This is a genomic window from Paenarthrobacter sp. C1 (assembly GCF_049315185.1).
GTDB lineage: Bacteria > Actinomycetota > Actinomycetes > Actinomycetales > Micrococcaceae > Arthrobacter > Arthrobacter nicotinovorans.
Genome location: NZ_CP186052.1, coordinates 1415532 through 1427562, shown reverse-complemented (window position 1 = coordinate 1427562; position 12031 = coordinate 1415532). Strand labels below are relative to the sequence as shown.

The window sequence follows — 12031 nt, the reverse complement described above, 5'->3', positions numbered from 1 at the left end:
CATGCAGATTCCCGCAATCCTTGCGGTGGTCCTGATTGTGGCCGGCGTGTGGTCGCTGGCTGTGTGGCCGCAGTTCCTCAAGCGCGTCATGAAGGATCCCCGGGCCCGCGACGCCGCAGGCAAGGCCACAAAGTTCCTGACGGTCCACGTCGTCCTGGTCACCATCTCCATGGTGCTGGGACTGGCGACGGCGGTCATCGGAATCGCGGGCCTCGTCGCCTGAGCCTCGTCCCACCCGACCGGGGACGGCAAACGCTCCACTGAGCCCTCAGTGGAGCGTTTGCCGTCCCCAGGTTGGGTAAGATGGATATTGGTGTGCCGGGAAGTCTGGTCGGCGTGTATTTGCTGTACCCGCCCTATGACCGCCCACTGTTAGGAGCCCTCAGTGGCCCAGCTGCCTCCCGTCCCGCCCAAAACCCCCTCCAGCAAAGTCTTCACCCGCTCCAGCTACCCGGAGTATCGCAGGATCCTCTCGATCCTGCGTACGGAAACCGTGGGCGGAGCACTTCTCCTGGCCGCAACAGTGATAGCCCTCATCTGGGCAAACTCCCCCGCAGCCGACGGCTACTTCGCACTCCGCGACGTCAAGATAGGCTACGAACCCTGGCACCTTGAGCTCAGCCTGGGCCACTGGGCCTCCGACGGACTGCTGGCGGGGTTCTTCTTCCTGGCGGGACTGGAGCTCAAACGCGAATTCGTGGCCGGGGAACTCCGCAAACCAGCCCGGGCTGTTGTTCCTGTGGCTGCAGCGATCGGCGGCGTCGCAGTCCCTGCGCTGATTTTTGTTCTCTTCAACCTCGGTTCCCCTGAAACCCTCAAGGGCTGGGCCATTCCCACGGCGACGGACATTGCCTTCGCACTGGCGGTCCTGGCTGTGATCAACACGCACCTTCCCGCCGCGCTCCGGACGTTCCTGCTGACGCTTGCCGTGGTGGACGACCTCATCGCCATCGGCATCATCGCCTTCTTCTACTCCACTGGGCTCCAGCCGCTCATGCTGCTGGCCGCGCTCGTCCCGTTGGCGCTCTTCACGTTCCTGGTACAGAAGCGGATCCGCAGCTGGTACCTCCTGGTGCCGCTGGCCCTGGCGACATGGGGGTTCGTTCACGCGTCCGGCATCCACGCCACCGTGGCAGGGGTGTTGCTGGGCTTCGCCGTCCCTGTGTTTGCCAGTGGGAAGAAGGGTGAGCCCGCCGAGGGCCTCGCCGAGCACTTTGAGCACCGCCTGCGCCCGTTCTCGGCAGGTTTTGCCGTTCCGGTGTTCGCGTTCTTCTCCGCCGGTGTGGCCCTGGGCGGGCTGGACGGCATGGGCGCGGCGTTGCGGGATCCCGTGGCGCTGGGCATCGTGGCCGCGTTGGTGCTCGGCAAGGCTGTGGGCGTCTTCGGCACGACGTTCCTGGTCACCAAGACCACGCGCGCCAGCCTGGATTCCGGCATCGCATGGATCGACCTTTTCGGGCTGGCGCTTCTGGCCGGTATCGGCTTCACCGTCTCGCTGCTCATCGGGGAGCTGAGCTTCGGTGCAGGTTCAGCCCACAACGACCACGCCAAGGTGGCCATCCTGGCGGGTTCCTTGATCTCGGCGCTGCTGGCCGCCGTCGTCCTTAAGGCCCGTAACCGGCGGTACCGGCAGGTGCAGGCGGACGAAGAACGGGACGACGACGGCGACGGCGTACCTGATGTCTTTGCCCGCAGCTGACGCGGGGGTGCCTCGGAGCTAGGCCGTTGCCTGGTTGAGGGCGTCCTCGGCAGCCACCCACGAGATCATGGCGCACTTGACCCTGGCTGCGTAGCGGGCTACTCCCTCGAACGCTGCGGCGTCGCCCAGGATCTCCGGGTCTGCCTGCACCTTCCCGCGGGAACGCAGGACCTCCCGGAAGTTGTCGATCACGGAATGCAGTTCCGCCACGGACATCCCCTCACCCATCTCGCTGAGCACGGAGGCCGAGGCCATGGAAATGGAACAGCCGGCACCGTCCCAACTGATCTGCTGGACTGTTCCGTCCGCGACGGCGAGCCGCAACGTCACTTCGTCCCCGCACACGGGGTTCAGCTGGTGCGACTGACCGGTGGAGGCACCCGCAGGGGCTAGTGTTTCGGCGAGCCCGCTGCCGTGCCGCTGCTTGGAATGGTCCAGGATGATCTGCTGGTAAAGCTGGTCAAGACTCATGGTGCTGATGCCCGTTTCTTTGCAAAGTCAGTGTGATCAGGCCTGGAAGTAGGCCCGCACGCCCGAGACGGCGTCGAGGAAAGCATCGACGTCGTCCGTGGTGTTGTAGAGGTAGGTGCTGGCCCGGGTGGTGGCCGTTAGGCCGAGGCGCCGGTGGAGCGGCTGGGCGCAGTGATGGCCGACGCGAACAGCGATGCCGCGGTCGTCGAGGAACTGCCCGACGTCGTGGGCGTGGACACCGGCGACGTCGAAGGCTGCCAAACCGATCCGCTCAGCGCCGGACGCAGGACCAACGACGCGGATACCCTCGATGCTCTCGAGTCCCTTGACCAGGCGCTGGCCCAGGGTGGCCTCCCAGGCATGGATGCGGTCGATTCCCGTTTCGGAAAGGTAATTGACGGCTGTTGCCAACGCCACAGCCTGGGAGATGCGCTGCGTTCCGGCTTCGAACCGCTGCGGCGCGGGCAGGTATTCCGCACGTTCCATGGTGACTGTGGTGATCATGGAGCCACCCGTGAGGAAAGGCGGCAGCACGTCCAGGAGCTCCTGCTTTCCATACAGCACCCCGACTCCGGTGGGAGCCAGCATCTTGTGCCCGGAGAACACTGCGAAGTCGACGTCGAGCTTCTTCACGTCCACCGCCATGTGGGGAACCGACTGGCAAGCGTCCAGCACTACGAGCGCCCCGACACGGCGTGCCATGGCCACAAGATCGGCAACGGGATTGATGGTGCCCAGGACGTTCGAGGCGTGGGTGAAAGCAAGGAGCCGGGTCCGGTTCCCGATGATCTCTCCGGCGGCATCAAGGCGAAGCGCGCCGTCGTCGGTAATGGGGATGTGCTTGAGCGTGGCACCGGTGCGGAAGGCGAGTTCCTGCCAGGGAATGAGATTGGCGTGGTGTTCCATCTCCGTGACCACGATTTCGTCGCCGGGACCGATGGCCAGTTCCTTCAAGGCGGAGCTGCCGCGGCCCTGGGCTGCCCACAGCGCCGCGTTGGACAGGGCATAGCTGATGAGGTTCAGACCCTCGGTGGCGTTGGAGGTCCATACGGTTTCCTCGTAGCGGGCACCGATGAAGTCCGCCACGGTCTGGCGTGCGTCTTCAAAGGCTTCGGTCGCTTCGACAGCCAGGTGGTGGGCGCCACGGTGTACGGCAGCATTGCGTTGCTCGTAGAACTCCTGCTCGGCTTCGATGACGCTGAGCGGATTCTGCGAGGTGGCACCGGAATCAAGGTAGATCAGCGGTTTACCGTTGACCAGTTGGTCCAGCACCGGGAAGTCGTTCCGGATCCGCAACACCTCCGCGTTGTCCATGGCATGCATGGACTGTTGCAGTGAGGCTGGAGTTGATACGGCAGTCAAGGGGCGCTCCTTGGGAATCCTTCAGGGACTCCTCATTATCCCACGTGGGCCCGGATCGGGCGGTGTGCCGTACAGCACGTCAGTTCCCGGCCCTCCCCGGAACCCAACCCAGGGGTGGCACGGCCTCGCTCTCCGTGACACCGCGGAGCCGCTCAACGAGGACCGATACCCGCCGGGCCGCCGCAGTGCGGACCTTCGCCTGGTAACCGGCAGCCGCACGTGCGTAGCAAAGTGCTGCGTGGGCGAATTGCCGGTCTGCTGACAGTGAGCGGCCGGCCGCCTCCAGCGACTTGGGGTCGTCTTCCACCATGGCGGCCGCAAAAGTCCGCAACGCCGCACCACCGGTACCTTCGACGCCGGAAGCCGCGGCGGCCAGCCGCGGCAGGATGGCCGGATCCACGACGCCGGCACGACCTGCGTTGAGCGCCAGGAGGGACAGCGCCTCAGCTTCCAACAAGACACTTCCCGAGGATTGGGCTTCGTCCGCGAGCGCCATCAGGTGGGTGAAGGTACCGGACGAAACGTCCCTGGCCGCGGCACAGTAGAGGGCACTCATCCGCGACAGGAGATCGTCAGGCGACCCCCCAGTCAACCCTGTTTCGGCTCCCGAGGTGCTTTGCGCGGCCAGTTCCAGTGCCTCACCAGGGTTTCCGCTGAGCGCCTCGCAGTAGGCCATCATGGCCGCAGCCAAGGATCGCACCGGCGGCAGCCCGGCGTCGGACAGTTCTGCCAGTACCGCCTCAAGCGTGACGCGCGCCGCACGAGGGAATCCCTGGCCGAGCTGGGCGTAGGCCCGTGCTGTTTCTGAACATGCGGCCAGGTGGCTGGGCACCCCGTAGGCGGAGTACTCCAAGAGCGGGACCAGGGCACTCCACCCCAGATTGTGCCGCAGGCAGATCACGTGCCGAAGTGCCGCGCCCGCACGGAACGTCGCCATGGACGGATCACCACCGACGACTTTCATTGCCTCAGTGGTCTTTTCCAGGGCCTCGACGGCCGCGCCGGACAGGAGCAAGCGTTCGGCCTCCCGCACCTTTCCTGCGATCCGCGCGGCGGGGTCGGCAACCACGTCCCCTGCAGTCAGCCCGCCGTGCGCTGCGCCGAGCAGCTCCAGCGCCATGAGCCGCCCACCGGCGTCGGCCTTCACCTCCGCCGAGCTCGCCGCCGTAGCCAAGTGACGGAGGACAGGTGCGGCCTCAGCCAGTTGGCCTTCGGCAATCAATGCCCTGGCCCTGAGCATTCCTGCTTCGTCCAGGTGGCCCGGAGCCTTCACAGCCGAGGCAGCCTGGAGGGCAAGTTCGGCGGTTACGGGCCGGTCGGCGGCCGGCGCCGCCGCCAGCAGGAGCTCATCCGGCAGGCCCAGCCCGCAGTCCAGGGTCCAGGTCATCCACCGCAACATGCTCGGTGCCGTCTCAAGCGTGAGTCCGGGGTCCTCGATCCGTTGATGAAGGGCAAGGCTCCGGGACCTCGGAACTGCAAGCCGGAGGCCCTCCCCCCGCAACCACGAGCCCATCCGGACCATCGGAGACCTGCCGGGCAACAGCCTGATCTGGCCTTCGGACAGTAGGTTCTCTACGGCTTTGTGACCGCAATGGCGCTCCAAAACCTCGACGGCGACCGGCTCGGCCAGCGCTGTCAGCTCCAATGCCAGCCGCTCCTCAGGCAGCCGGGCAGCGTTTTCCGCCTGGACGCGATCCACGACGCCAGGCCACTGGCAATGCGCCCGGGTGTTGATCGTCCAATACCCTTCCCTCTGCACCAGGAGCCCGGCGCGGCGTGCGTCCTCCACGGCGAGGCACAGGATGCCCACGTTGAAGCCGCTGATGACTGCCAGAAGGCTGCTGGCCCGGCGTTGGACCTTTCCGCCAAGGAGAGAAACACACAGGGCGTGCGCCTCCGTGAAGGTGAAAGGCGGAAGAAGGTACTGCTCCATGAAGCCGTCTTCCCAGAGCTGATAGAGATCCTGCGGCAGCGGGCTCCGGCTGTCAGCCGTGGCAACGAGTTTGGCACCGAATCCAGGAATGAGCTGGAGCAGCACACCCAGGGAGGCAGGATCCACGTAGTGGATGTCGTCCACCAGCAGCACCAGCTGGGGACGGGCCTGGTGGTTCCGGCGCTTGTTGCCTCGCCGCGCGACGGGAGGCGAATACAGGTAGCTGGCCGGTCCGAGTGTGCTGGTCAGGGCGCGCAGGACATGGAGCCCCGGGAGCAAGCCCTCGCCGGTCCCCTCGGTGCCGGTCCCCTCGGTGCTGGTCCCCAGGACACGCGCGGCGCCACCCTGGACGCCTGTTGAGGCACCCAGGACACCGTATTGGGTCGCCGTCAGGTCCAGGCTTCCGGCGAAGGTCCTGACATCCATGGTCCCGGGAAGTCCGGCTTTGAGGGAGAGCAACATGTGGCTCTTGCCCGAGCCCTTCTCCCCTGCCACCAGGATGCCGCTCTTGGAAGATGACCGTACGGCGGAAAAGACGAGTTCCAGCAATTGCGCCCTATCGGGCAGTGTCGGAGATCCCAGCCTGGCTGCGACGGTGTCTTCGTCCAGCCAAGGGTCCGGCAGCATGCACACTCCAATAGCAGCAGTCCCATGTCCGGGAAGTTTTGATGTCCGCGATTCGCGGGGTCCCTGGCTTAGAAGCCGGCGGCGGCTGGGGGGAGAGTCTCGGTCTCAGAAGACTCTGTCGCCGCCGGCTTCGTTCAGGGCCGGACCACCTTCCGGTGGCCGGGGCATCGGCTGAAGAGACCACCGATGCGGTTGATGCGACTTTCGGAATCCCGGTGATGCTTGGGGCTGAACCGTTCTTCCAAGATCAATACTGCCGGGGGCGCAAAAGCCAAACACCAGTAATCGGTACTCGATTACTGGGGGGCTTTTCAGGGCTGGATACTGTGTTGTACTCAGTACGGGGAAGGGGCACTACTTGGTTCCGACACGAAAAACCCGCGAATTACTCCATTGATTGGTTAAATAGGGCAGGATTCCGCGTCAGAGCGCTAAAGGGAGTTTTCGGGTACTCGATCGGGCTCCGCGTCAGTGACGGACAGCAGCGCCAAGATCTTCACGACGACGGATGCCCAGCTTCGCGTAGCTGCGGTACAAGTGGCCTTCCACGGTGCGAACCGAGACCATGAGTTTTTCGGCGATCTGGCGATCCGTGAGACCTGATACGGCCAGCGCCACAATGTCCTGCTCACGCCGGGTCAGGGGCACGGCGTGATCGGTCTCGGTGTTGGGGTCATGGACTACGGAGTCGCCCAGGCTGGCCTGGTTGACGTCCCGCATGACGGCGGCCTGCCGCGCTTCCGGACGCTTGCCTTCGGCGTCGAAGGTTGCCGCCGCCTTGTCGAACGCTGCTGCAGCAGGCCCCGGCATCCCGGCCGCGGACAGCAGGTTTCCTGCGTTCACGAAGGCCTGGCCGCCACCCTTCAATTGGGCTGCGGCGAGCGATTGCCATCCGGCCGCCCAGGCGCCCGTCATCAGGGATGCGGTCTCCTCGATGGACTCCACTGCAGCGACGTCCCCGAGTTCAGTCCTCAGGATGAGGTTCTGCAGGTGCAGGCCCGGCAACGCGTGCAAACGGCCGGCCTCCGGCAGGTCCCGCAGTTTTGGAAGTCCGGATCCTTTGCTGAGGAGTTCTTGGCCGGCCAGCGTGAACAGCCCGGCAAGCGCCTCAACGTAGTTGCTCCCCCTGCCAGGGACCTGTTCGCTTGCCAGCCGTTGTGCGAGCGCAGTGTTTCCGGTTTTGCCCGCCGCGTAGAACGCCAGGGCGTGCCCCAGGCTCCTGAGCAGTTGCGGGTCCTTCACCCGGAGGGCTTCGACTGCAGGGGTCAGGAGTTCCGTGGCCTGCTCCGTGCGTCCTTGCCGCAGCAGGGCCAACCCCTTGAGCGCCTGGATGTCTCCGCCGAAGGTGATGAGCCCCATGGCTGAGCTTGCCGCATACCGGTCCAGGGCAGCATCGGCTGCACCCCAGTCCCCCGATTCCAAGGCCGCCAATGCGTATCGGACCAGGACGAAGTCGCCGAAGTACAGCAGGTTGTCGCTGTGTTCATCCACGAGGACCATGGCTTCGCGTCCGGCGTCGAAGGCTTGCTCGGGCTGGCCCTCAACGGTGAGGAGCTCGCATTTCATGGCCAGGAGGAAAATCCGGTTCATCACGCTGTCCGGCTCGTCGGTCCGGAGTCCTTCGGCAAACAGCTCCAGCCCCTCGCGAAGTTCACCGTAACGGCCTTCGTGGGCCAGTGCGGCCAGTTCCAGGGCCGAGGCATGCCTGTTGACCTGCGCGGCCATGGGGTCCGACGACGCTGACCCGTCCGTCAGGGATTTGGCGGCGTTGCGGGCGTCCGCTGCGATGCTGGACGCCGAATCGCCTTTGGCCGAGCGGGCGGCAGCCCACAACAAGCCCGCGCCCGTCGGTCCCAGCGGATCGGCGTCCAGGAACCCGTTTCCCTCCTCCAGCAGACGCACGGCACTGCTGTAATCGCCGTCGTTATAGCTGACCATGGCCATCACAGCGCGAGCCCGCGGCCGCAGCGCCTCTGAGCGGACTCTGCTGGCGGCGGCAACCGCCAAAGGATTCTGCAGGAGTTTGGCCGCAAGGAAAGCTGCCTGCAGCAGCTGTTCATCGGCGACGTCGGCACCACAGTCAAGCGCCCAGCTCACCATGCGGAGCAGCCCCTCAGCCGTGGCCGGTTCCACCGCAAGATGCTGCACCATCCGCTGGCGGATCTGGAGGCTGCGGGCAGGCGAAACGATCTGGCGCAGGGCCTCGCTGTACATCGGATGCCACATCTTCAATGGGCTGCCGGGGCCGTTCGTGGGGATCACGAGCCTGTTGTCCATCAAAGCCCGAACAGTGTCCCTGCCGACCTCCGCGTCCAGCAAAGCGGCAGGGACGGGCTCGGACAAGGCAATGACGAACATCGCCTCCCGTTCGGCCTCACTGGTTCGCAGCACCCTGTTCCGGACAACCTCGGCCAGGTTTTCGCCACTGCCCGAGGGTTCCCGCGTCAGGAGCCAGACGCCGTTTCGCCGCACCAGGTTCCCGTCCGCCCTGGTGTCATCCAGGAGGCAGCGCAACAGCAGCGGATTGCCCTCGGACAACCCATGCAGCACATCCACCGCGCTTGCCATGACCGTCCCGCCCAGGGTCTTCTCCACAAGTTCCGTGGCTGTTTCCTTGTCCAGGGGATGCAGCTCCAAGCGCTCGGCCAAACCGTCGTACCAAAGTTGGAGCAGTGCCGCCGGAAGGCCAGGCCTGGGCCTGCTGGTTGCAACCAGCCGGGCCCAGCCTGCAGTAACCAGTTCAGCCAGGATCTGCGTGCTGCCTTCGTCGAGCTCGTGGGCGTCGTCAACGATGAGCAGAAGGCGCGCACCTTCGCCGCCACGCCGCTTCTCGAACTGCGACCAGAATTCACGGAGGATGGCCACCGGCGATGTGGCCTGCTCCACCGGAAGGTCCAGCAAATAGGGCGCCAGGACACCATAGGGAACGGCGGACAGCGCAGGGCTGCCATGGACCCGCATCACCACCATTTCCGATGCCAGGCGGGCGGCTATCTCATCGGAAAGGGCGGTTTTACCGATGCCGGGATCTGCCACGACCAGAACGGCCCCGGCACCTTCCTGACGCAATATCTCCAGGGCCAGCTCCAATTCGGAGTCCCGGCCAACAAGGTGCTCAGCCTGCATGTGCAGCCCGTGCCGGAGTTGCGGATACTGCCCGCCCTACCTCACAGGAGCCCATTTAGCTCGCCCCGAGACGACACACCGAGCTTGGTGAATACCTGGTACAAATGGCCTTCTACTGTTCGCACAGACACCCCAATATCCATCGCGATTTCGCGGTTACTGACACCCTTTCCGGCGAGTTTAGCAATTTGGCGTTCCCGCTCGGTCAATACCGGCGCGTCGCTTCTTGGCTGGATGGGAAGAGCGGAGACGGAATGCTCCAGGCGTTCCAGCCTCAACTGGGCCGTCCGCGCTGTTGTCGTCTCGCCGGCATCGCGGGCGAAGTCCAATGCCATGGCCACGCACCGTGCTTCGACTACCAGCAAATCCAAGGAGGCGGCGGCGTCGGCGGCTGCCAACAGGGACCGTGAGCTCTTGCTCAACGAACCACGGGCAAGGTCGCCGGAGATTTTCGCGAGCGGCCCTTGGCGGCGGCCGGCAATGTCCTCAAGCAGCCTGTACTCCTCATCGGAGCCTTCCACCGTGGCGCCGAAAAGGCAGATGCCCGCCGTCGTGTACCGCTGTTGCCCGATGTCGTCGTGGACCCTGGCAAGAAGCCTTTCCTTGACGTCGGAGTCGCCCATCCACCTGCCCGCCATCTCGGCGCAAAACTCCGCCACGGACTCGGAGAAGTACATCCCCACGCCCCGGCAGGTCCTGTACAGATCCAGGTAGCGGCCTGCTTCGGCGGAATTGCCCAGTTGGGCGTAAGCGAACGCGGTGGCAGCGTAGGCCACCTTGTTCATGTTCATGGCGGGTCGGAGCTCGAGCTGGGCAACAGCGGAACGCAGCGGTTCGATCGCGCTGGCGGGCTTGCCGGCGTAGGCGTACGCCAAACCAACGCCCAGCTCAGTAAGTGCTCCGCGGTACTGGAGGCGGGACGGCCTTGACGGTGTGCGCCGCATCAGTTCGATGCATTTGCGCCACTGGCCGGACAGCAGGAGAACCAGGAAAGCGTGTTTGGCGAACGCCTCCTCCAGTTGGGCGGGCCTGTCCGTGTCCCCCAGATGCCGTGAAACACGTCGGGCGAGCTCCTGTGCTTCCAGCTCCCTTCCCAGAATGCACCGCGCTTCCATGAGGAAGAACGAGGACCTCAGCCAGTGCTCACGGTCCTCGCCGGGGTCCTTGGCCAGTTCCCGTTCCAGGTCCTCGATCATGGACGCGTACTCGCCCATGAACGTCTTGTACTCGTAGCTGCACAGCTGCAGACGGTTACGGGCCTTTGACAGTTCTGCTGCCGGATAATCGGCGGACTTCGCCTCGAGCGTTTCGAAGGCACCTGCGATGACACTCGGAACCATCCCGGACCGGCCGTCAATACAGGTCATGGCCTGGCATTGTGCTGCCGTGACCTCGGCGAACTCCAACGGGTCCAGCCCGGCGAGGTGGGACTCGGAGATTTCATCCAACGCCTGGGCAGCGTGCAGCGGCAGGTCCAGCATCAGGTAGGCAGCGGCTTTGAGCCGCTGGCCACGGACCCATTCACTGTCCTTGGGGTCCAGGGATGCGATGCACTGGATGGCGAAGTTGGGGTCGTAATCGTTCAACGCGGCGCGGCCTGCCGCAAGGGCCAACGCCGGGGAAGGCTGCGGTTCGTCCTCGCAGGCATGCATCCATGCGGCATAGCTCAACAGGTCCTGTGGAGCCAGTCCGCTGAGCTCCGGCTCTTTGGGGCCGTACAGCATCGTCTTGAGTTCCTTGGTGCGGCGCGTGCTCAGCCAGCTACGCACTACCTCGCCCACGTAGGGATCCCGCAAGGAGACCCAGTGTTCACCGTTCCTCTGGACGGTGAGCAGCCCGGATTCTTCCATCTCCACCAGGACCTGTGTCCCAAAGATGGCCGCAAGATCCACCAGAGTAGCGCGCTGCGCGCAAGCCAGGACTTCGACGACCGTCCTGCTGGCCTGCGGTTCGCGCGCCAATCTGGAACGGACGAAGTCCTCCACCACCGTGGCTCCCTCCAGCGTGATCCGGTCACGGAGGGTCCACACGGAGTCGTTGAGAACCAGGTTGCCCCTGTGGCGCTGATCCTCCAGGAGCGCATGCAGCAGCATGGGGTTGCCGCCTACGGCCGCGTGCAGCGACCCCGCCAGGGTTGTTGATACGTAGTGGCCCAAAACCGAACCAAGCACCTGCTTTGCCTGTTCTTCGCTGAGCGTGTTCAAGTGAACCTCGCCCAGTTCACCGTCCAGGACCATGCGGTGGAAATCCGCTGGGAGATCGCTGGCCCGCTGCACCGTGGCCACCACTTTGGCCGTGCCCGTGGCCATGAGGTTCAACAGCACGCCGGTACTCATCGGATCCATGCCGCCCGCGTTGTCAACGATGAAGACCGTGTCACGTCCGGCGGCTTCGGTCCTGATCAGGTTGGTGACCGCGTGCAGGATGCCTGTCGGGGAACCCACGGCTTCCGAGGGCAAACGGGCCAGCAGGAAACCCAGGCATCCATAGGGGGTTTGGCCGTTCGCAACGGTATTGCGGAGCTGCAGGCTGTGGACCTTGGGGCCGAGTGATGACACCACTGCCCTGGCCAGCCCCGATTTGCCGATCCCCCGTTCGCCGGTGAGGACCACTCCGAAGGTCAGGGGCGATTCAAGGTACTTGATGGCCTTGGACAGGTCGTGGCTGCGGGCCAGAAGCGACCAGGTCTGGCGATCGCTGGGTCCGCCCACAAGATCGGGAGCCGCAGCCCTCGCTGCGCCTCCACCGCTCCTGTTTAGCAACTCCGACGACATCCGCATCCTTAGCTAACACATTCGCGATAGTCCCCCACC

At 65.0% G+C, this 12031-nt stretch carries 7 protein-coding genes; 2 read left to right on the top strand and 5 right to left on the bottom strand.

The genetic code is table 11. The features are described from left to right. Position 1: 1 nt before the first annotated feature. The gene (locus ACNAOU_RS06885; RefSeq protein WP_018777351.1) at positions 2-223 is read left to right on the top strand and encodes an SCO4848 family membrane protein; all 222 of its coding nucleotides are present in this window, start codon (positions 2-4) and stop codon (positions 221-223) included. 162 nt (positions 224-385) lie between these two features. Next, on the top strand, positions 386-1699 hold the full coding sequence (gene nhaA / locus ACNAOU_RS06880) for a Na+/H+ antiporter NhaA (protein ID WP_422758331.1): 1314 nt from the start codon (positions 386-388) through the stop codon (positions 1697-1699). An 18-nt stretch (positions 1700-1717) separates the two neighbouring features. Here the strand turns inward: nhaA and sufU are convergent, their stop codons facing one another. The 5 genes from sufU to ACNAOU_RS06855 all read right to left on the bottom strand — a co-directional run bounded on the left by sufU (position 1718) and on the right by ACNAOU_RS06855 (position 11992). Then, positions 1718-2170 (bottom strand): Fe-S cluster assembly sulfur transfer protein SufU, encoded by a 453-nt coding sequence (gene sufU / locus ACNAOU_RS06875; protein ID WP_055974938.1) that lies wholly within the window; start codon positions 2168-2170, stop codon positions 1718-1720. A gap of 36 nt (positions 2171-2206) precedes the next feature. Beyond that, positions 2207-3532 (bottom strand): cysteine desulfurase, encoded by a 1326-nt coding sequence (locus ACNAOU_RS06870; RefSeq protein WP_416429044.1) that lies wholly within the window; start codon positions 3530-3532, stop codon positions 2207-2209. A gap of 79 nt (positions 3533-3611) precedes the next feature. Continuing rightward, complete coding sequence (locus ACNAOU_RS06865) at positions 3612-6092, bottom strand: ATP-binding protein (RefSeq protein WP_039240356.1); 2481 nt, start codon at positions 6090-6092, stop codon at positions 3612-3614. A gap of 468 nt (positions 6093-6560) precedes the next feature. Then, positions 6561-9218 carry an AAA family ATPase gene (locus ACNAOU_RS06860; protein WP_422758330.1) on the bottom strand — a complete coding sequence of 886 codons (2658 nt, stop codon included), beginning with the start codon at positions 9216-9218 and terminating at the stop codon, positions 6561-6563. 41 nt (positions 9219-9259) lie between these two features. After that, positions 9260-11992, bottom strand: coding sequence for a LuxR C-terminal-related transcriptional regulator (locus ACNAOU_RS06855; protein ID WP_422758329.1), 2733 nt, complete (start codon positions 11990-11992; stop codon positions 9260-9262). Positions 11993-12031 lie beyond the last annotated feature (39 nt).

Bases quoted from the DNA above. Each gene is read 5' to 3' on its own strand.
- ACNAOU_RS06885 (WP_018777351.1), top strand. From the start codon at position 2: ATGCAGATTCCCGCAATCCTTGCGGTGGTCCTGATTGTGGCCGGCGTG.
- ACNAOU_RS06855 (WP_422758329.1), bottom strand. From the start codon at position 11,992: ATGTCGTCGGAGTTGCTAAACAGGAGCGGTGGAGGCGCAGCGAGGGCT.
- ACNAOU_RS06865 (WP_039240356.1), bottom strand. From the start codon at position 6,092: ATGCTGCCGGACCCTTGGCTGGACGAAGACACCGTCGCAGCCAGGCTG.
- ACNAOU_RS06860 (WP_422758330.1), bottom strand. From the start codon at position 9,218: ATGCAGGCTGAGCACCTTGTTGGCCGGGACTCCGAATTGGAGCTGGCC.
- sufU (WP_055974938.1), bottom strand. From the start codon at position 2,170: ATGAGTCTTGACCAGCTTTACCAGCAGATCATCCTGGACCATTCCAAG.